The 18,726-nt window shown below is 50.0% G+C and carries 22 protein-coding genes; 14 read left to right on the forward strand and 8 right to left on the reverse strand.

Features of this window, described 5'->3' with window-relative positions; genetic code table 11:
• The 3 genes from uvrC to moaD form a co-directional block, all read left to right on the forward strand.
• On the forward strand, window positions 1–1,709 hold a 1,709-nt coding region (gene uvrC, locus ABNT28_RS05300), incomplete at its 5' end, for an excinuclease ABC subunit UvrC (RefSeq protein ID WP_348721132.1).
• 67 nt (window positions 1,710–1,776) lie between these two features.
• Complete coding sequence (gene pgsA, locus ABNT28_RS05305) at window positions 1,777–2,343, forward strand: CDP-diacylglycerol--glycerol-3-phosphate 3-phosphatidyltransferase (RefSeq protein ID WP_332924995.1); 567 nt, start codon at window positions 1,777–1,779, stop codon at window positions 2,341–2,343.
• 62 nt (window positions 2,344–2,405) lie between these two features.
• Window positions 2,406–2,660, forward strand: a complete 255-nt coding sequence (gene moaD / locus ABNT28_RS05310; RefSeq protein WP_332924994.1) for a molybdopterin converting factor subunit 1 — start codon at window positions 2,406–2,408, stop codon at window positions 2,658–2,660.
• A gap of 7 nt (window positions 2,661–2,667) precedes the next feature.
• Here the strand turns inward: moaD and ABNT28_RS05315 are convergent, their stop codons facing one another.
• The gene (locus ABNT28_RS05315) at window positions 2,668–3,558 is read right to left on the reverse strand and encodes a branched-chain amino acid aminotransferase (protein ID WP_332924993.1); all 891 of its coding nucleotides are present in this window, start codon (window positions 3,556–3,558) and stop codon (window positions 2,668–2,670) included.
• Between the two features lie 127 nt (window positions 3,559–3,685).
• Between ABNT28_RS05315 and ABNT28_RS05320 the strand changes: the two genes are divergently transcribed.
• From ABNT28_RS05320 to ABNT28_RS05330, 3 genes are read left to right on the forward strand one after another with little or no spacing between them, the layout of a single operon-like run.
• The gene (locus ABNT28_RS05320) at window positions 3,686–4,183 is read left to right on the forward strand and encodes a MarR family transcriptional regulator (RefSeq protein WP_332924992.1); all 498 of its coding nucleotides are present in this window, start codon (window positions 3,686–3,688) and stop codon (window positions 4,181–4,183) included.
• 31 nt (window positions 4,184–4,214) lie between these two features.
• Window positions 4,215–4,907 carry a response regulator transcription factor gene (locus ABNT28_RS05325; RefSeq protein ID WP_332924991.1) on the forward strand — a complete coding sequence of 231 codons (693 nt, stop codon included), beginning with the start codon at window positions 4,215–4,217 and terminating at the stop codon, window positions 4,905–4,907.
• The gene (locus ABNT28_RS05330; protein WP_332924990.1) at window positions 4,907–6,226 is read left to right on the forward strand and encodes an ATP-binding protein; all 1,320 of its coding nucleotides are present in this window, start codon (window positions 4,907–4,909) and stop codon (window positions 6,224–6,226) included. Before ABNT28_RS05325 ends, ABNT28_RS05330 begins: the two co-directional genes overlap by 1 nt.
• 11 nt (window positions 6,227–6,237) lie before the next feature.
• Here the strand turns inward: ABNT28_RS05330 and ABNT28_RS05335 are convergent, their stop codons facing one another.
• From ABNT28_RS05335 to ABNT28_RS05355, 5 genes are all read right to left on the reverse strand, one after another.
• Window positions 6,238–6,576: a tRNA-binding protein gene (locus tag ABNT28_RS05335; protein ID WP_332924989.1), complete on the reverse strand. Its 339-nt coding sequence runs from the start codon at window positions 6,574–6,576 to the stop codon at window positions 6,238–6,240.
• Window positions 6,569–7,252 (reverse strand): hypothetical protein, encoded by a 684-nt coding sequence (locus tag ABNT28_RS05340; RefSeq protein ID WP_332924988.1) that lies wholly within the window; start codon window positions 7,250–7,252, stop codon window positions 6,569–6,571. The genes ABNT28_RS05335 and ABNT28_RS05340 overlap by 8 nt, the downstream gene beginning before the upstream one ends.
• Window positions 7,253–7,344: 92 nt before the next feature.
• Entirely contained in the window at window positions 7,345–8,187 is an 843-nt protein-coding gene (gene proC, locus ABNT28_RS05345) for a pyrroline-5-carboxylate reductase (protein WP_332924987.1), read from the reverse strand.
• On the reverse strand, window positions 8,184–8,708 hold the full coding sequence (locus ABNT28_RS05350; protein ID WP_332924986.1) for a YbjN domain-containing protein: 525 nt from the start codon (window positions 8,706–8,708) through the stop codon (window positions 8,184–8,186). Before ABNT28_RS05350 ends, proC begins: the two co-directional genes overlap by 4 nt.
• A gap of 172 nt (window positions 8,709–8,880) precedes the next feature.
• Window positions 8,881–9,270 (reverse strand): accessory factor UbiK family protein, encoded by a 390-nt coding sequence (locus tag ABNT28_RS05355; RefSeq protein ID WP_348721133.1) that lies wholly within the window; start codon window positions 9,268–9,270, stop codon window positions 8,881–8,883.
• A gap of 191 nt (window positions 9,271–9,461) precedes the next feature.
• Here ABNT28_RS05355 and lgt point away from each other — a divergent pair, with 191 nt between their 5' ends.
• The 8 genes from lgt (at window position 9,462) to ABNT28_RS05395 (ending at window position 17,098) form a co-directional block, all read left to right on the forward strand.
• Window positions 9,462–10,298 carry a prolipoprotein diacylglyceryl transferase gene (lgt, locus tag ABNT28_RS05360; protein ID WP_332924984.1) on the forward strand — a complete coding sequence of 279 codons (837 nt, stop codon included), beginning with the start codon at window positions 9,462–9,464 and terminating at the stop codon, window positions 10,296–10,298.
• Window positions 10,295–11,470: an SAM-dependent methyltransferase gene (locus tag ABNT28_RS05365; protein WP_348721134.1), complete on the forward strand. Its 1,176-nt coding sequence runs from the start codon at window positions 10,295–10,297 to the stop codon at window positions 11,468–11,470. Before lgt ends, ABNT28_RS05365 begins: the two co-directional genes overlap by 4 nt.
• Window positions 11,467–12,309 carry a peptidoglycan editing factor PgeF gene (gene pgeF, locus ABNT28_RS05370; protein WP_332924982.1) on the forward strand — a complete coding sequence of 281 codons (843 nt, stop codon included), beginning with the start codon at window positions 11,467–11,469 and terminating at the stop codon, window positions 12,307–12,309. Before ABNT28_RS05365 ends, pgeF begins: the two co-directional genes overlap by 4 nt.
• A gap of 191 nt (window positions 12,310–12,500) precedes the next feature.
• On the forward strand, window positions 12,501–13,430 hold the full coding sequence (locus ABNT28_RS05375; RefSeq protein WP_348721135.1) for a ribose-phosphate pyrophosphokinase: 930 nt from the start codon (window positions 12,501–12,503) through the stop codon (window positions 13,428–13,430).
• A gap of 207 nt (window positions 13,431–13,637) precedes the next feature.
• The gene (locus ABNT28_RS05380; RefSeq protein WP_332924980.1) at window positions 13,638–14,273 is read left to right on the forward strand and encodes a 50S ribosomal protein L25/general stress protein Ctc; all 636 of its coding nucleotides are present in this window, start codon (window positions 13,638–13,640) and stop codon (window positions 14,271–14,273) included.
• Between the two features lie 33 nt (window positions 14,274–14,306).
• Entirely contained in the window at window positions 14,307–14,915 is a 609-nt protein-coding gene (gene pth, locus ABNT28_RS05385) for an aminoacyl-tRNA hydrolase (protein WP_332924979.1), read from the forward strand.
• Between the two features lie 70 nt (window positions 14,916–14,985).
• Window positions 14,986–16,086: a redox-regulated ATPase YchF gene (gene ychF / locus ABNT28_RS05390; protein WP_332924978.1), complete on the forward strand. Its 1,101-nt coding sequence runs from the start codon at window positions 14,986–14,988 to the stop codon at window positions 16,084–16,086.
• A gap of 88 nt (window positions 16,087–16,174) precedes the next feature.
• Entirely contained in the window at window positions 16,175–17,098 is a 924-nt protein-coding gene (locus ABNT28_RS05395; RefSeq protein ID WP_348721136.1) for a DMT family transporter, read from the forward strand.
• Window positions 17,099–17,163: 65 nt separating this feature from the next.
• Here ABNT28_RS05395 and ABNT28_RS05400 read toward each other — a convergent pair whose 3' ends face one another.
• Both ABNT28_RS05400 and ABNT28_RS05405 read right to left on the reverse strand, forming a co-directional pair.
• A complete protein-coding gene (locus ABNT28_RS05400; protein WP_332924976.1) occupies window positions 17,164–17,934 on the reverse strand; it encodes a cytochrome c1 in 771 nt (256 codons plus the stop codon).
• Window positions 17,935–17,937: 3 nt separating this feature from the next.
• Window positions 17,938–18,726: cytochrome b N-terminal domain-containing protein (locus tag ABNT28_RS05405; RefSeq protein WP_348721137.1), on the reverse strand; the 789-nt coding region annotated here is incomplete at its 5' end.

Consider the following 18,726-nt stretch of genomic DNA (forward strand, 5'->3'; position numbering starts at 1 on the left):
CTAACCGGCTTTCCAACCGCATCATGCGGATGGTTAGTGAAACTGAAAAACTTGAGGTGATCGTCACCAAATCAGAAATCGAAGCCTTATTGCTTGAGTCAAATCTGATCAAGAAGATGAAGCCGCGTTATAATATTCTGTTGCGCGACGATAAAAGCCTGCCGCAGATATTGCTGACTGCCGATCATGATTTTGGCCAGCTGGCCAAACATCGTGGCCGTAAAAACCGTAAAGGCGACTATTTTGGCCCCTTTGCCTCGGCAGGGTCGGTGAACCGTACTGTTGCCGATCTGGCACGCGCCTTTATGTTACGCACCTGTTCAGACTCGGTTTTTGCCACGCGCACGCGCCCCTGTCTGCAATATCAGATCAAACGCTGTACGGCGCCCTGTGTCGGTTATGTCAATAAGGCCGATTATGCCAAGCAGATGGATCAGGCGCGCCGTTTCCTGTCCGGTGATTCGGCGCAAATTCAGCGCGATTATGCACGGCGTATGCATGACGCGGCAGACAAGCTGGAATTTGAAACAGCCGCGATCTGGCGCAATCGCATCCGCGCCCTGACCGGCATTCAGGCCAGTCAGGACATCAATATCCCGAATCTGAAAGATGCCGATATTATCGCCATTGCCCAAAGCGGCGCGCGATCATGTATCCAGATTTTCTTTATTCGCGGTGGGTCGAACTATGGCAACCGGTCTTATTTTCTGACGCATCCAGAAACAACGCCGCCTGCCGAAACGCTGACAGCCTTTATGGGGCAGTTTTATGATGATAAGGAAGCGCCTGCCGAAATATTGCTGTGCGAAATGCCCGAGGATGCCGATTTGATCGCTGATGCCTTGTCCAGTCAGGCTGGTAGGTCAGTCAAGCTGAGCAGCCCACAACGTGGGGCACGGCAAAAGATCATGACAATGGCGATCAAAAATGCCGAAGAAGCGCTGGCACGGCATCTGGCAAATTCTGCGTCACAACGCCGCCTATTAGGCGAGCTGGCTGAGGCGCTGGGGCTTGATGCTATGCCCGAGCGGGTCGAAATCTATGATAATTCGCACATACAGGGCAAGCATGCGGTTGGTGGCATGGTGGTCGCAGGCGTCGAAGGCTTTATGAAATCTGCCTATCGCCGCTTTAATATCAAAGATGATGGCAAATTCGGCACCACGCTGGGCGATGATTTTGAAATGATGCGCCAGGTCATCTATCGCCGCTTTGAACGGGCGCTGAAAGAAGATCCCGATCGCCTGACGGATAACTGGCCAGATTTGCTGTTGATCGATGGCGGTAAAGGCCAGCTATCGGCGGTGACCGAGGTGATGAATGAGCTGGGCATCACCGATATTGATATTGTCGCCATTTCAAAAGGGCCTGACCGCAATGCTGGCCGCGAACAGTTTCATATGAATGGCCGCCAAAGCTTTACCTTGCCGCCAAACGCGTCCGCCATGCATTTTCTGCAACGGCTTCGCGACGAAGCGCATCGTTATGCCATTGGCACGCACCGGAACAAGCGCCTGAAAACCGAACTTACCAGCCCGCTGGATGCAGTACCCGGTATCGGCCCGAAACGCAAAAAAGCATTGCTGGCGCATTTTGGATCAGCGCGTGCGGTCTCAGCCGCAGGGCTGAAGGATCTGGAAGCGGTCGAAGGCATTTCAAAAACATTTGCACAGCAGATATTTGACTGGTTCTATAGTGGTCAAAATTAATTTATTAGACTAAACATAGCGACAATGGTTGTGTGCACGCACAGATCGGCAAGCTAGAGGCAAAGACATGATGTCAATTGACAGCATTCCCAACTGGATGACAACGTTACGGATTGCCGTGACACCGATTATCGCCATTATGATATGGATCGACGACACGTCCTATGGGTATCTCGTGGCCTTTATTCTTTTCACGATTGCCAGCATTACAGATTATCTCGACGGTATGCTGGCACGACAAATGAAAATTGAGTCAGGATTTGGCGAAATGCTTGACCCTATCGCCGACAAGATGCTGATTGGGGCTGTTCTGCTGGCACTTGCCAGTGTTGAAACAAGTGGGTGGCTATTTTTGGCACCAGCTTTGATGATACTGAGCCGCGAATTCATAATTTCTGGATTGCGTGAATATCTTGCCAAGATCAATCACACCGTGCCTGTTACCCGATTGGCCAAATGGAAAACGACTGTGCAGATTCTAGCCCTTGGCACTTTAATCGGGGCACCTGCCTTCCCTGAACTTAGCTATGCGCATGATATCGGTTTAGTGCTGTTGTGGGTGGCCGCATTACTTACCTTGCAAACTGGGATGGGATATATTGTCGCTGGATTGCAGCATGTCCCGAATAAGTAAAGCACCTGACCCACTAACAAGATATGTAGATGTAGATATAGATAAATCTAACCGAGGTGCCGATGGTCACTATTTTATATTTTGCATGGCTTCGCGAGCATACCGGATGCGCGCGCGAAGAGGTCATGATTAACGACGATATCCAGACCGTCGCCGATATTGTCAGCTACTTGAAAAAGCAATCAGACGGCCATGCAAAGGCGCTTGGCGATATGGAAACAGTGCGGGTTGCCGTTAACCGCAGCTATGGTAGCGTTGAAACAAAGATTACCGCAGGCGACGAGATTGCCTTTTTCCCACCCGTTACAGGTGGCTAAGTAACGTCTATTTCAAGGTAATCCGCCCACGCACCAGATTTTCATAGCCGTCAACAAGCTGGCGGCTGATATCGGATGGGGTGAAATGATAATCACCGATCTGTGACACCGGCGTTACCTCGGCCGCCGTGCCTGTCAGAAAACATTCCTTCATACTGGCCAGATCATCGGGACTCATATGACGCTCGACAACTTTGATCTGCATTGATTTGGCCATTTTGATAACGGTCTGGCGGGTAATACCATTTAAGAAGCAATCGGGAATGGGCGTATGGATTGTCCCTTCATCATCGATGAAAAACACATTCGCACCTGTCGCCTCGGCGATATAGCCGCGATAATCAAGCATCAATGAATCCTGAAACCCTTTTTTCTCGGCAGCATGCTTGGACAGCGTGCAGATCATATAAAGGCCTGCAGCCTTTGCATGTACTGGTGCCGACTCAGGTGCCGGACGACGCCACTCGGAAATATCCAGCGTGATGCCTTTCATTTTAGTCTCGGGGTCAAAATAGCTTGGCCATTCCCAAGCGGCGATAGCGACATGCGTTGTTGTCTGCTGTGCCGAGATTGCCATCATTTCCGAACCGCGCCAACAAAACGCCCGCACATATCCATCAACAATATTGTTGGCCGCAACAACCGCCATTTTGGCCACTTCGACCTGTTCATCACTGATTGGAATATCAAAATCCAGAATATTGCATGACTGGCGCAACCGCTTTGTGTGCCAAACACCTTCAAATACAACACCTGAATATACACGCTCACCCTCAAAAACGAGACTAGCATAATGTAAACCGTGGCTTAGTGTATGTGTTTTGGCATCACGCCATGGCACAATTTCACCATCCAGCCAAATAGATCCATCCCTGTCATCAAATGGAATTAACGCCATAGTTAGCTCCTACCCTCTGTCAACAACTCTAAAAATCTTGATGTTTTGTTAGTTGTTTAGTTCCAAACTGGCCATTTTATGTTACCTAGGTTTACTAGGTATTTTATCGCAATTATAATTGGTCAACATGGCTGACATAAAACCGATTGGCAAGGCTCTTTTTTTACGCGAAGAAGAGCTTCGACGGGGAATAGAACTGATGTTCTTTGCCTATCGTGACTTTACGGGCGAACCTGATTCGATTCTGGAAAGCCAAAATATGGGGCGTGCCCATCACCGTGCGATCTATTTTATTGGTCGTAGCCCGGGCATTTCCGTATCCGAACTTCTGGTGATTCTAAATATTACCAAGCAAAGCCTATCTCGTGTATTATCAGCTTTGATGGAAAATGAGTTTGTCGTGCAAGAAACTGGCACCACGGATCGCCGACAAAGGTTACTTTATCTGACCGAAAAGGGTATCGCCCTTGAAAATCAGTTGACCAGTGTGCAGGGCAAACGATTTGCACGCGCCTATCGTGAAGCAGGGGTTGATGCTGTTGAGGGATTTCAGCGCGTATTAAGAGGGTTGGTTGACCAATCTACGCGCGATCAAATAGATAGTTTTGACGACAAACCGAAGTGATCACCATCATGATCACAAGAGGCATGTAACAATGAGTCAACATCACATTCTGGTTATTGATGATGATGAGCGTCTTCGTGATCTTTTGCGTCGATTTCTGGAAGAAAGCGGTTTTCGTGTAACGGATGCTGGCAATGCTAGCGAAGCGCGCCAAATTCTATCAGGCATCATGTTCGATCTGTTGATTATCGACATTATGATGCCTGGTGAAACCGGATTGGAATTTTTGGAGGAGTTACGCAAAAAGGATAATGTGCCTGCTTTATTTCTGACCGCTATGTCAGAAACAGAACATCGTATCGAAGGGCTGGAAACAGGTGCTGACGATTATATGTCCAAACCGTTTGAGCCGCGCGAACTTGTGTTACGGATCAAACGTATTCTGCAACGCAAGGCAAGCGTCAATCACGAACCCGATGCGCTAGTCATTTTTGGACCTTTTGCCTTTGACCTCACCACAAGCACACTAACCCGCGATGATGTGCGCATTCACATAACCACCGCCGAACAGCAACTTTTAGCAAATTTTGCGAATGCGCCCGATACCGTATTGTCACGCGATGATCTGTCCAATGCGGTCGAAGGCCGGATGGAAGGCCGTTCTATAGATGTGGCCGTGGCACGGCTTCGGCGCAAATTGGAGCCTGATCCACGCCATCCCGTCTATTTGCAAACCATGCGTAATCGTGGCTGGCTTTTACGAACTGACAGGCCACCCCGATAATGCAGATGCGCGAGTTTCTTCCCAAAACGCTGTTTGGCCGGATGTTATCGATCATTCTGGCACCAATGATTTTCGTGCAGGTCATCACCGTATTTATTTTCTATGAGCGCCATTGGGATACAGTAACGCGCCATATGGCGTCCAGTCTAACTTCGGAATTTGCCTATTTGCTGGAAGAGCTTGGCACCAATCCAACCGATGCAGAACTTCAGACAATAATGGATCATGGCTGGAATTATTTTTCCTTTCCCATCAGCTTTAGCGAAGATACCAACCTGACTGAAACCAATAGAACACCAGCAACAACCTTTGCCGAGCAAATGTTGCGCACCGAGCTTGACAAGCGTGTATCTTTGCCGTGGTTTGTCGATGTCGATAGCGATCCCAATCTAATCTCGGTTGATATACAGCTGGATAACGGGGTGTTGCGTATTTACGCCAGCCGCAAACGTATTTTCAGTTCGACAAGCTGGACATTTATTGGCTGGACGGTTGGATCATCGATCATTTTATTTGGTGTCGCGCTGATCTTTCTGCGTGGTCAGGTGCGCCCCATTCACCGGCTGGCCAATGCAGCACGGCAATTAGGTCTGGGGCGGCAAGCGCCCGATTACCGGCTTGAAGGCGCACAAGAAGTACGGCTGGCTGGTCGTGCCTTTCAGGCCATGCGCCATCGTATCATGCGACAGTTAAACGAAAGAACAGCCATGCTTGCTGGTGTTAGCCATGATTTGCGCACCCCGCTAACAAGGGTTCGTTTGCAACTGGCATTGATGGAAGATAATGACGATCATAAGGCCATTCGTCAGGATATTGACGAAATGGAAAATATGATTGATGGCTATCTGTCCTTTGCCGCAGGTGAAGGTGAAGAACCAACTGTCGAAGTTGAAGTGGACAAGATGGTATCACGGCTAGTTAGCCAAGCGGCCAAGTCGCATAATTTTGACATCAGCTTTGAAGCGCCCGATCCAGCCATTCCGCCTTTTTCAATCCGCCGCAATGCGATCCAGCGTGCCTTTTCGAATATTATTTCAAATGCGGTGCGTTATTCAACAAAGACAGTTGTCACGGTTCGTGTACGCAATGATGAAATCACCTTTATTTTCGATGATAATGGTGCTGGCATTCCTGAAGAATTGCGCGCTGATGCGGTGCGCCCCTTTATCCGGCTTGAAGAGTCGCGTAACCGCAAAACTGGCGGCACTGGATTAGGGCTGTCGATTGCCAGCGACATTGTGCTGGGGCATGGTGGTGAACTGACGCTTTTAAATTCGCCATTAGGCGGTTTGCGGGTGACCATAAAGCTACCTATGTAGGGTGCCTGATCTCAATATAGGCGGCCACCATCAGGCACTGGTCGATCAGGGCAGACAAGCATAACCTCTCCATCATCATCCGGCACGCCAAGCGTTAGCACCTCGGACATGACAGGGCCAATCTGGCGCGGTGGGAAATTAACCACGGCCATGACCTGTTTGCCAAGTAACGCATCGCAATCATAATTCTTTGTTATCTGTGCAGATGATTTCCGCGTTCCCAGATCGCCGCCAAAATCGATAAGCAGTTTGATCGCTGGTTTGCGCGCTTCGGGAAAAGGTTCGGCCTTTATGATTGTTCCACAACGGATATCCAATTTGAGAAAATCGTCAAAGCTAGCTTCAGTCATGATGAGTCTCTTTATCTGCCGCGATGTTGTCATCGGTCATATTATTGCTATCAGAACCAGATGCGGATGCACCACGCCCAAAGACACCAAGGGAGCGTCCCCAGTCTTCGGCCTGTTCGAGCCGCCGATCGATTTCCTTCATTGTCATTGATAAATCGGGCGAATCATCTTTCTGCCAGACACGCGCGCTTGCCACAATGACGCCAACAACACCGCGGATGCGCGCTTCACCTTGCCAGCCATGCAGGTTATCTCCACACATCATTAACAGGCGGCGGGTAATAGCAACGCGCCTTGACAGCAATTCCAGCCCAAATTGTGGATTACGTACTGCATGTTTGGCCAGAGATGACACAATTTTTTTATGCGGATTATAAACTTCGAAACGGTGCAAGATAGCTTCGAGAATTTTTTCGCGGATCGACACATCGCCTGCATCTTTGAGATCATCAAAGGTTTCAAGCATCGCCTTGTCATCAAGCATCGCCATGTGATGTAAAACCAATGATGGCACCGTTCCCGCACAAACCGCGGCATAGTCACGATCAATACCGGCCGCATCAGCGACATCATCAAGGTTGATCTGCGCAAGCGGCCTGTCTTCCAGCATGTCAAAAGCATGCGCAGCAAGTTGGCTGATCGCTATAGTGGAGGTATCCTGATTGGCATCATGCATAACGTCTTTTACCCAGCAACAATCGATTGTTACTAATTATATAAGAAAAAAAGTTCGCATTTCCAGCCAGCAAATGCGAAACAGTCTTGCAATCAACTGCCAAGCGCGATGGAACGGGCTTTTGCGGCGGCAATAGCGCGCGTCATCAAAGGTGCCATGCCATCATCAGCCATAAGCACATCAAGAGCCGCCGCCGTGGTGCCACCTTTGCTGGTGACATTTGCCCGCAAAACAGCAGGATCATCATCCGATGCCGCGATCAGCGCGCCAGCCCCAGCCACGGTGGCTTCAGCAAGTTGGGTAGCCAAATCATCAGGCAAGCCAGCTTCGATCGCGGCTTTGGTCATCACCTCAGCCAGCAAAAACACATAGGCTGGCCCTGAACCCGAAACAGCCGTAACAGCATCCATCAGACTTTCGTCATCAATCAGGACAACCTGTCCGATTGCCGCCAGTAATTGGGAAGCTAGATCACGCTTTATGTCCGAGGCACCACCACTGTAAAGGGCTGTGATGCCAAGGCCGATAGCGGCAGGTGTATTTGGCATGGCGCGCATGATCGGCGCGGTGCCACCCGAAACAGGATCAAGGCGCGCCGCCAACCACGCTGTTGTGATGCCAGCCGCAATCGACAAAAATGCCGTGTCATTGTCAATCATATGACCAAAATGACCAATAGCCTCATCCATCATCTGTGGCTTTACTGCCAGCACAATGATCGTCGCCGTTGGAATTGATGCCGCGTCGGACGCAGCGCAACTATCAAACAAAGCAACATTGGCGTGCATGTCTGTCCAAGCAAGCTGATCTTGAAACGGTTCGATAATGGAAAAATGCGCATCAAGTTCAGTATCGGCAAGCCAGCCTTCAAGCATGGCACTGCCCATTTTACCACATCCAATAAGCACAATATGATGCCTATTGGCCGGGCTCATGCTTCACCCATTGTCGGCATCATGACGATAGCTGCGGCATCGGTCGCCAACATGGTGCCATGCGCCACCTGATAAATAGCCGGAAAATTCTGTTCACATTCACCAAGCATGATATCGACAACATCCTCGATCTGTTCAGGCGTCGCACCACCAGCACCGCGCAATGCCAACGTATGGCGCAATTCCAGCTCGCCATTGGCAATATCAAAAGCCAGATGGCCAATAAATACCTGCTGATTTAATAATGCCGCTAGCAAAGCCATCTCGCCAAACTGGCTTTCATCAGCCTGAATATCAATCCGGCAGGTCACATGCATTGTCTGTTCTGAATCCTGCCAGGTGGCTAGCAATTGATAATCGCTCCATTTGCCTGGAATTTCAGCAAAGATAGCATTGCGCGCCTGACGCCGTAAAAGCCAATCGTGCCGCGCTACAAAACGCGACACAAGCTCTATGGGATCGGCCAGAATGATGTCGTCAGTTTGCTGGGTCAGCACCATTGTCATGTTCCAATAAGGCATATGCGTTCAAGCACCATCAAGGTGCCTACAACGCCAAAAATGACAAAACTGGACTGGCTGTTCAAGCTATTTCGACACAATATTTAGTGTCTGGAATTTTAAAAACCACAATTTTTAGTGTTTTTTCCAGTTTTTCTGGTGATTCGGCATGGTCTGGTTACTGATAAAAAAATCAATTATTTTTTGGTGTGGCTGATTTTTTTGCCGCTTGTTTTTTAGCGGCAGGGCGCTTGGCTGTTTTTGAAGCCGAACGGGGCATCGATTCGGCGTTTGATTCGGTACCTGCTTCGGTCTTGGATTTGGCGGTGGATTTGGTAGCAGATTTAGCAACTGGCTGACCTGATGCGGCAGCTTCAAGCATCGCTAGGCGCGCGGCAAGGGCTTCATGGCGGGTGCGCAACGCATCAAATTCTTCACGTGTGACCAGACCACGCGCGTTTAACGTACGCTCCAGACGGTGGCGAATCATATTGTCAATTTCTTCGCGTACCCCACCAAGGGCGGAGGCGGCACCATTTGCCATCTGAGCAAGATCTGACATCAAAGATGAACGCATAGCCATTAAATTCTCCTATAATGAAGCACGCAACCATGCTTTAAAGTGCGGCCAAAGCCAACCTTAACATAATTGCAAAAATTATCCTCTACTAGAGATAAGGTGAATGCGCTAAGCTTGCAATCACCACATAATGTCGCATCGCTGATCGGTGCTGATCGGACGACAATAACAACCAAGCCGGATCCTATCTAACCATGACCAGCCACGCCCAAACAGACGAAACGATACCATCCGAAGCGATGCCATCAGGGGGAATCATTCTGCCTGAATTCAATGAATTTGCCATACAGTTTGGCAATTTTGGCATCCGCTGGTACGCGCTGGCCTATATAGCGGGGCTGCTGATCGGCTTTTATCTGTTAAAGCGGGAAGCCAACAAACCAGGCTCGGCCATGCCCAGTGCCACGCTTGATAGTCTGCTGAATTATGTATTGATTGGCATCATTGTGGGCGGGCGTATCGGGTATGTTCTGTTTTATAATGCAAGCTATTTTCTGTCCCACCCGCTAGATATTTTCAAGATATGGCAAGGTGGCATGTCGTTTCATGGCGGTTTGATCGGCGTTTCACTTGCCATGATTCTGCTGGCGCGACGCCATAATATACCTGTGCTGGCAATAAGTGACCGGGTGTCAATGACATTGCCTATAGGGCTGTTTTTTGGACGGCTTGCCAATTTCATCAATGGTGAATTATGGGGCCGTGTTACCGATGTGCCCTGGGCGATGGTTTTTCCGTATAGCGACGGTGCCCCGCGCCACCCAACCCAGCTTTATGAAGCTGGTCTTGAAGGGCTGGTTCTGGGGCTTGTTATGCTGTTCGGCTATCGCAAAGGCTGGCTGGCACATCAAGGGCGCCTGACCGCTATCATGCTGTTGGGCTATGGGGCGAGTCGTTATCTGATCGAATTTGCCCGCGAGCCAGATGCGCAGTTAGGTGTGCTGTTTGGCGTTATAACAATGGGGCAAGTCCTATGCCTGCCGATGATAGCAGGCGGGCTTTACCTGTTCATGCGGGAACGTCGTACATGACCGTTGCCACCGATAATGATATAAATGCCGATGATGTAACAAGCATGATAGCCGCGCAGATTGCGGCAGACGGCCCGCTATCGCTAGCAACTTATATTGAACGCGCGCTAGCCACACCCGATGTTGGCTATTATCAATCCGGCGATCCTTTTGGCCGTGAAGGCGACTTCATCACCGCGCCGGAAATATCCGGCCTTTTTGGTGAGATGTGCGGTTTGTTTCTGGCGCATATGTTCGAGCTTGGACAGCCATTAGATACCGGCGCGGAAAAACCGCAACCAGCCATCATTGAATGCGGCCCCGGGCGTGGCACATTAATGGCTGACATGCAGCATGTATGGGGACAGTTGATGCCAGAGCTGGCGGCATGCCATATTCATCTGATTGAAACAAGTCCGTATCTGCGCACGATACAACAGCAGACTTTAACGGAATCGGTCATCCATTGGCATGATGATCTATCGGCATTACCTGCCGCGCCGCTATATGGCATTGCCAATGAATTTTTTGATGCTTTACCTGTGGCGCATGCGATTTGCCGCGAGGGTATCTGGCGGCATCGGCTGGTGATAGCTGATCCTGATTTAGGCTTTGGCGAAGGCACACCGTTAACAGCTACCGAGCTTGATAGGTGGCACCTGAGCAACAAGGCCGCATCACCAGATGGCACGGTTGCCGAATTATGTATATTGGGTGAGGATATAATGCATATTCTGGCGGCGCATATAGCGACATATGGCGGTGCCATTTTGATTATTGATTACGGTAAATCAGACAATATTGGCGATACAGTTCAGGCGGTTTCTGCACATAAGCCAGTTGATTTGTTTTATCAGCCAGGTCAGGTCGATATATCGCATTGGGTTGATTTTAACGCCTTGGCAGATTGTGCATTAGCGGCAGGCGCACGGCTGATCGGGCCTGTGGAACAAGGTACGTTTCTGGCGAAGATTGGCTTGAAAGCGCGGGCTGAACAGGCCGCTACCCATGCCGCGCCGGACATGCGCCGCGCTTTGCTGGCTGCCTATGACCGATTGGTCAGCCCCGCCCAGATGGGAAGTGCCTTTAAAGTGGCATTGTTGGTGCCGCAAGGTGAAGGCACCCCGCCAGGCTTTATGAATAATGACATAAAAACCGAAGCTGTATCACCTGCTGAACGGGGCGACGGATGAGTTTTTCGATGATCACATCACCCATTGGCGTGCCGCTCATTCAGTTTGATGACTGGATGATACCCGATGCCAGTGGCACCATAATCAAACATGGATTTTTTACCCGCAATGGCGGCGTCAGCGCTGGCTGTTATGACAGTCTGAATTGTGGTTATGGATCACAGGATATAGCCAATAATGTTGCCGAAAACAGATCGCGAGTTGCGGCCAGCCTTGGACTTGCTTCAGATAGATTATATGGCCTGCGTCAGTTCCATTCAGCCGATGCCCTTGTTGTTGAGTCTGGTCAGGATGCCCACCTACGCCCCGATGCCGATGCCCATGTCACCACTGTTGCAGGACATGGCTTGGCGATACTGATTGCTGATTGCACGCCTGTTCTGTTCGCTGATCGCACAGCCGGTGTGATTGGTGCGGCACATGCAGGTTGGCGCGGCGCATGTGGTGGGGTGCTGGAAGCCACGATCAAACTGATGTGCAAAGCGGGTGCCACTGTCGCCAGTATAACAGCTGTCATCGGCCCCTGTATCCGTCAGCATAATTATCAGGTGGGTAACGATCTGCGCGATGAAGCATTGGCCAGCACACCCGAAGCAGAAGCGTATTTTGCCGCGGATAGCCTGTCTGGCAAATATCACTTTGATCTTGCTGGCTATGCGACCATGCGGCTGGCAAAGGCCGGAATCGGCGCGGTGCATGATTGCCAGCGCGATACCTATAGCGAATCAGACCAGTTCTTTTCGCATCGTTTTGCGACACATGCCGGTGACAGCGACTCAGGCCGCCTTATTTCGGTCATTGCCCTTGAGCCATTTTCCACCACCATGCTAGAGGTGTAGAATGCCACATCTGTATATTTTCCTTGGGTTACTGTTTCTTTCCTTATTGGCTAGCTGTATTCTTTGAGAGTCGCTTGCAATAAAAGTGTAAAGAAAAGGTGAAAACCACCTTGTCGGTTTGTCATGCGATTGCTAATAACATCCAACAAGCTCGCGGGGCTATCCGCAGAAACCGGCAAAGGTTTTGACGTATGAAGATTTTATCTTGCAATAGTAATCGTCCCCTTGCGGAAGCTATTGCTGCTTATCTTGACGTTTCCCTCACCCGCGCCGAAGTCAAACGCTTTGCCGATATGGAAGTTTTCGTCGAGATTGCCGAGAATGTGCGCGGCGAAGATGTATTCGTTATCCAATCAACTTGCTTTCCCGCGAATGACAATGTCATGGAATTGCTGGTGGCACTTGATGCGCTACGACGTGGATCAGCCCGCCGAATCACGGCTGTAATTCCCTATTATGGCTATGCGCGGCAGGATCGTAAATCGGGCCCCCGTACGCCGATTTCGGCAAAATTGCTGGCCAATCTGATTACATCTGCGGGGGCGGATCGCGTGCTGACGATTGATCTACATGCTGGTCAGATTCAGGGCTTTTTCGATATTCCAACCGACAATCTGTTTGCCGCACCTGTCTTCATCGAAGATATTAAACAACGTTATGATGGGGCAAAGCTGATGATTGTATCGCCAGATGTTGGCGGTGTTGTTAGAGCGCGGTCACTGGCAAGACGGCTTGATGCCGATCTGGCAATCATTGACAAACGCCGCCCAAAAGCAGGCGTATCCGAAGTCATGAATATCATCGGTGATGTGAATGAACGGCATTGCATCATGGTTGATGACATTGTCGATTCGGGCGGCACATTATGTAATGCGGCTGTAGCCTTGATGAATGATGGCGCGTTGAGCGTTGATGCCTATGTGACTCACGGTGTATTGTCAGGTGGTGCGGTTAGCCGCGTGGCGGCCTCGCCGCTTAATTCGCTGGTGACAACCGATTCGATCCCCGCCACCGAAGCGGTGCGGGTTGCCCGCAATGTGCGGCATTTGTCGGTTGCACCCTTGCTTGGTGAAGCGATTCTGCGGATCAATGAAGAACGGTCAGTCTCGACTTTATTCTAATTGGACGGGGTTCTAACTGGTCGAGGTTCTAATTGGTCGGGGCTTTTACCCAGTCCAGAATTTGATATTTCAAAGCCGCTTTATAAAACATCTGCTGAATAGTGACTGTAGCACGTAAAACGCTTGTGTTTTGGTGATTTACGGCCTATATCTCGCACCGCTATGCACCCCTGGAGGCATAGTCATTGTTTGATAAAGGAGTTAGCAATGTCTGACATAACAACCATTAGCGCTGAACAGCGCGAACGGGTCGGTAAGGGGTCCGCCCGTGCGGCACGCCGCGCAGGTCTTGTCCCAGCCGTTATTTACGGTGACAAAAAGGAACCTTTAGGCATTAACATGTCTACCCGTGAAATTACCAAAATCGTGCATCAGCCGGGCATTTTCGGCCGCCTGCTGAATATCGAAGTTGCAGGCAAGAAAAACACGGTTCTAACGCGTGATATTCAGTTCCATCCGGTTTCTGACAATATCATGCATATGGATTTTCTGCGCGTGTCCGGCTCGGCAAAAGTTGCCGTTGGCGTACCTGTTGAATTCATTAATGAGGATCAGTGTCCCGCATTGAAAATTGGCGGTGTATTGAACGTTGTCCGTCACGAAATTGAGTTGAACTGTCCGGCAACCGATATTCCGGAAAAAATCACCATTGATCTTGAAGGTCTGAAAATTGGTGACTCAATTCATATTAGTGCGATTGCGCTTCCCGAAGGCGTTGAGCCAACCATTACCGATCGCGACTTTACCGTTGCTACATTGCAGTCACCTGGTGGCGGCGTGAAGAACGAAGATGAAGAAGCTGAAGGCGATGGCACCGAAGAGGAAGCAGCAAGCGAAGAATAATCGCTGGCAGCTTCATATCCGAATGTAGAGACCATGCTGGTATTTGTAGGCCTTGGCAATCCCGGACCCGACTATGCTTTTCAAAGGCATAATGCGGGGTTCATGGCTGTTGACAGGATCGCTGACCAGCATGGTTTTTCACCTTGGAAGAAAAAGAACCTGTCGCTGATGTCCGAAGGACGTATCGGGACAGAAAAGGTGATTTTGCTGAAACCCCAAAGTTTTATGAACAAATCAGGGTTGCCAGTTGCCGAATGCATCAAATTTTACAAAATTGAACCAGCTTCCGTTTTTGTATTCCATGATGAACTTGATCTAGGCGTTGGACGCATCAAGGTCAAAATTGGCGGTGGCCACGGTGGGCATAATGGTCTGCGCGATATTGACCGGCATCTTGGACAAGATTACTGGCGCGTGCGGATTGGCATTGGACGACCTCAGATGCCTGCAATGGACGTGCGTAACTGGGTGCTGACTGATTTCAGTACAGACGAACAATCAGGCTGGCTTGGGCGCATGCTTGGTGCGATTGCCGATGAAGCAGAACGGCTGGTCGATGGTGACGATGGCGGGTTTATGAGCCGTGTTGCTTATCTTGCCGCACCAGACAGCAAAGACAACCAAGGTCATAAAACAAAGTAGCCCATAGAGGCTTCTGCAAAGGCAAATAACACAAACAAATAGAGCCTGACGGCGTTGCAAGGAGTGAATTATGGGTTTTAACTGCGGAATTGTCGGATTGCCGAATGTTGGTAAATCCACCCTGTTTAATGCGCTGACCCAGACAGCAGCTGCCGAAGCGGCGAATTATCCATTCTGTACGATCGAGCCGAACACCGGACGCGTTTCGGTACCTGATACACGGCTGGATGCGCTGGCTTTATTGGCCCAATCCGCAACGATCATTCCGACTCAGCTTGAATTTGTTGACATCGCCGGCCTTGTCCGCGGCGCATCACAAGGCGAAGGGCTGGGTAATAAATTTCTGGGCACCATTCGCGAAGTTGATGCGATTGCGCATGTTCTGCGCTGTTTTGAAGATACCGAAATCACGCATGTCGATGGTGATGTTGATCCAGTGCGTGATGCAGCGACTGTTGAAACCGAACTGATGCTGGCTGATCTTGATTCGCTGGAAAAGCGGATGGTAGCACTTGTCAAGAAATCGCGTGGCGGGGATAGTGATGCCAAAGCCGATCTGGCCTTGATGGAAAAACTTTTTGCGCACCTGTCCGATGGTAATCCAGCCCGTAGTACGGGGGGATTAACCGACGCTGAAACATTGCGCCTGCCCTATCTTCAGCTATTAACGTCAAAGCCTGTGCTTTATGTCTGTAATGTCGCCGAAGGGGATGCCGCGACGGGCAATGACTTTACCAAGCTTGTCGCCGATAAGGCCGCCAGCGAAGGCGCAGCCTATGTGGTTGTTTCCGCCGCTATCGAATCCGAGATTGCACAGCTTGACGATGATGATAAGGCTGAATTCCTGTCTGAATTAGGCCTGTCTGAAACTGGGCTGTCACGGCTTATTCGCGCCGGATACGGGCTACTTGATCTGTTGACATTCTTTACCGTCGGACCAAAGGAAGCACGCGCATGGACGGTGGCGGCAGGTGCCAGCGCCCCGCAAGCTGCCGGTGTAATCCATACCGATTTCCAGCGTGGCTTTATTCGCGCCGAGACGATCAGCTATGCCGATTTTATCGCCTGTAAAGGGGAAAGCGGTGCCAAGGATGCAGGTAAGTTACGTGTTGAAGGGTCGGACTATAAAGTTGTCGATGGCGACGTGTTCCATTTCCGGTTTAATGTTTAAACCCTGGAACTGACCATACTTTCGAACACGCATTGCAAGTGATACTTTTGGTCTATCGCCATATGGTTAACGATTCATATGGTAACGTATGTCACATGAAACCGATAACCGACGCACACATTTGATAGGCATGGCCTGTATAGCGACTGCCGCAATGCTATTTCCAGTCAAAGACAGCTTTATGAAAATGCAGGATGAGCGCGTGCCAATATTGCTGGCTGTCGGTCTTTATTTTTTCATTCAGGCATGCATCGCCTTTATTGTCATCACCTTTAAGGAGCGTCGCCTTTATGGCAATCCCTTTGCCGGAATGAAATGGCTCAATCTGGTACGCTCACTTGCCCTTGCTTTATCAATGGGGCTGTTCTTTGCCGGTTTGCGGCATGTTCCCATCGCGGTCGCTTTCGCGCTGTTCACGATACAGGGATTATTTATTGTCGTGCTTGGCTATTTCATCCTTGGCGAGGCGTTACGCCTACGGCATATAATGCTTATCATCATGGCGATTTGCGGGGTCATGTTCATCATCAGGCCAACTGAGCTTGATGCAACTTTTCTGGGTAGCCTTTATCCATTGGCCGCCGCCGTGATGTTCAGCCTATATATTGTGCTTACCCGCAAACTTGGCAAAACACAGCCACCAATATATTTGTTGTTGCAGGACGGGCTGGTAGCCAGCAGTTTGATGGTGAGCCTTTACGGAGCGACCCTAGCCATATATCAGCAATCGGTTCCGACCGTGATATGGAACGCGCAGATATTTATTATGCCGCCAGCTGTAGCCGCGTTGATCGGGTCAATATCATCACTGTTGATGATCCAAGCGGCACGGTTGGCACCAGTGGCAAAGCTTGTTCCCCTCACCTATCTGGAATTTGCGAGCGCGGCATTAATCGGGGTTTATATATTTGCCGAGATACTGGATGTCTTTACCATGATCGGTATCGCCATCATAATGACCGCCTGTATAACCAACGCAATGATGAATAAATCCGACGAAGCCTGTCCATAAGAAAACCCCGCCAGACGCATCTGACGGGGTTTTGATGTTTATTTAGATAGGATATTTAGGCTGGTTTAGTGCACATCAGCCCAGACCCGACGCTTGGCCAGATAGCTCAAGATCAGGAAAATGCTGAGGAAAAATACCGACGCAACACCTATGCGCTTGCGAATTTCCATTTTCGGTTCTGCCGCCCACATCAGGAACTGGGTCACATCTGCCGCCGCCCCTTGAACTGACGCATCAGCGCCATCGGCAAATTCAACATCATCACCATAAAGCGGCTGTGGCATAGCAATCAGATTGCCCGAATAAGCCGCGTTATAATACATGCCTTCAGGCATTTCGACGCTAGCTGGGGCTTCCTTATAGCCAAGCAGTAAGCTGTACAGATAATCAGGCCCATGCGCACGTGCTTTGGCGATTAGCGACAGATCAACAGGCATGGCACCGTTATTGCTGGCGCGTGCCTCATTATCGTTGCGATAGGGGCCAGGGATTCGGTCAGCCGGACGTGCCGGACGCATGAACATCTCACCTTCATCGTCAGGGCCATCCTGAACTTCATATTCAGCCGCGATCGCCTTGATCTCGGCTTCGTTATAACCAAGATCAGCCAGATTACGAAAGGCGATCAGATCCATCGAATGACACCCAGCGCAGACTTCACGATAGACCTGAAATCCACGTTGCATAGAGGCTTTGTCAAAAGTGCCGAAAGGCCCCGAAAAGCTCCATTCACGGGTTTGCAATTCGGTAGTGTCACCGCCAGCCGCAACAGTCATATTGGACACACCAAAGGCCGCTGTAAGAGCTATTGTTGCAGTAATTAGTGCCTTTATCATGATCTAGGCTCCCTTCGCAGTCGCCAGCACTGGCTCAGAGATTGACTTTGGTAACGGCTTGGTCGTCTCAAACACCCCAAGCAATGGCAGGATGACAAGAAAATGCAAGAAGTACCATGCAGTCGCCAGACGTGACAGGATCACATAGATGCCCTCGGCAGGCTTTGCGCCAAGATAACCAAGCAGAACCGCATCAATAATCAACAACCAGAAGAAAATGCGGAAGACCGGACGGAAGCGCGCCGAACGCACAGGCGAGCGATCCAGCCATGGCAAAACAAACAGCACCGCAATCGCACCAAACATCATCAATACGCCACCAAGCTTGTCAGGCACCGCCCGCAAGATCGCATAGAAAGGTAGGAAGTACCACTCAGGCACAATATGCGCAGGTGTCTGCATCGGGTTGGCAGGAATGTAATTGTCCGGATGCCCCATCGCATTGGGGAAGAAGAATACTGCCATTGCAAGAAGCAAGAGGAACATAGCAATACCTACGACATCCTTAATTGTATAATAAGGATGAAATGAAATTGTGTCCTGCGGGCCTTTAGCATTAATGCCAATTGGGTTATTGGAGCCAAAACGATGCAAGGCTACAATATGCAGTATCACTACGCCTGCAATAACAAACGGCAACAAATAGTGTAGTGAGAAAAAGCGGTTTAGCGTTGAATTATCAACAGAAAACCCTCCCCAGAGCCATGTTACAATACTCTCACCAACAAACGGAATAGCCGAGAACAGGTTGGTAATAACGGTCGCACCCCAAAAGCTCATCTGACCCCATGG

It is taken from the genome of uncultured Candidatus Puniceispirillum sp. (assembly GCF_963979125.1).
Lineage (GTDB): Bacteria > Pseudomonadota > Alphaproteobacteria > Puniceispirillales > Puniceispirillaceae > Puniceispirillum.

What these genes read in the sequence shown, in the direction of transcription:
- ABNT28_RS05365 (WP_348721134.1), top strand. Translation starts at nt 10,295, where the DNA reads ATGACCGTTGCCACCGATAATGATATAAATGCCGATGATGTAACAAGC.
- ABNT28_RS05330 (WP_332924990.1), top strand. Translation starts at nt 4,907, where the DNA reads ATGCAGATGCGCGAGTTTCTTCCCAAAACGCTGTTTGGCCGGATGTTA.
- ABNT28_RS05335 (WP_332924989.1), bottom strand. Translation starts at nt 6,576, where the DNA reads ATGACTGAAGCTAGCTTTGACGATTTTCTCAAATTGGATATCCGTTGT.
- ABNT28_RS05380 (WP_332924980.1), top strand. Translation starts at nt 13,638, where the DNA reads ATGTCTGACATAACAACCATTAGCGCTGAACAGCGCGAACGGGTCGGT.
- ABNT28_RS05320 (WP_332924992.1), top strand. Translation starts at nt 3,686, where the DNA reads ATGGCTGACATAAAACCGATTGGCAAGGCTCTTTTTTTACGCGAAGAA.
- lgt (WP_332924984.1), top strand. Translation starts at nt 9,462, where the DNA reads ATGACCAGCCACGCCCAAACAGACGAAACGATACCATCCGAAGCGATG.
- ABNT28_RS05395 (WP_348721136.1), top strand. Translation starts at nt 16,175, where the DNA reads ATGTCACATGAAACCGATAACCGACGCACACATTTGATAGGCATGGCC.
- ABNT28_RS05355 (WP_348721133.1), bottom strand. Translation starts at nt 9,270, where the DNA reads ATGGCTATGCGTTCATCTTTGATGTCAGATCTTGCTCAGATGGCAAAT.
- ABNT28_RS05375 (WP_348721135.1), top strand. Translation starts at nt 12,501, where the DNA reads ATGAAGATTTTATCTTGCAATAGTAATCGTCCCCTTGCGGAAGCTATT.
- ABNT28_RS05350 (WP_332924986.1), bottom strand. Translation starts at nt 8,708, where the DNA reads ATGCCTTATTGGAACATGACAATGGTGCTGACCCAGCAAACTGACGAC.
- ABNT28_RS05400 (WP_332924976.1), bottom strand. Translation starts at nt 17,934, where the DNA reads ATGATAAAGGCACTAATTACTGCAACAATAGCTCTTACAGCGGCCTTT.
- moaD (WP_332924994.1), top strand. Translation starts at nt 2,406, where the DNA reads ATGGTCACTATTTTATATTTTGCATGGCTTCGCGAGCATACCGGATGC.
- pth (WP_332924979.1), top strand. Translation starts at nt 14,307, where the DNA reads ATGCTGGTATTTGTAGGCCTTGGCAATCCCGGACCCGACTATGCTTTT.
- pgsA (WP_332924995.1), top strand. Translation starts at nt 1,777, where the DNA reads ATGATGTCAATTGACAGCATTCCCAACTGGATGACAACGTTACGGATT.
- ychF (WP_332924978.1), top strand. Translation starts at nt 14,986, where the DNA reads ATGGGTTTTAACTGCGGAATTGTCGGATTGCCGAATGTTGGTAAATCC.
- pgeF (WP_332924982.1), top strand. Translation starts at nt 11,467, where the DNA reads ATGAGTTTTTCGATGATCACATCACCCATTGGCGTGCCGCTCATTCAG.
- ABNT28_RS05340 (WP_332924988.1), bottom strand. Translation starts at nt 7,252, where the DNA reads ATGCATGATGCCAATCAGGATACCTCCACTATAGCGATCAGCCAACTT.
- ABNT28_RS05325 (WP_332924991.1), top strand. Translation starts at nt 4,215, where the DNA reads ATGAGTCAACATCACATTCTGGTTATTGATGATGATGAGCGTCTTCGT.
- proC (WP_332924987.1), bottom strand. Translation starts at nt 8,187, where the DNA reads ATGAGCCCGGCCAATAGGCATCATATTGTGCTTATTGGATGTGGTAAA.
- ABNT28_RS05315 (WP_332924993.1), bottom strand. Translation starts at nt 3,558, where the DNA reads ATGGCGTTAATTCCATTTGATGACAGGGATGGATCTATTTGGCTGGAT.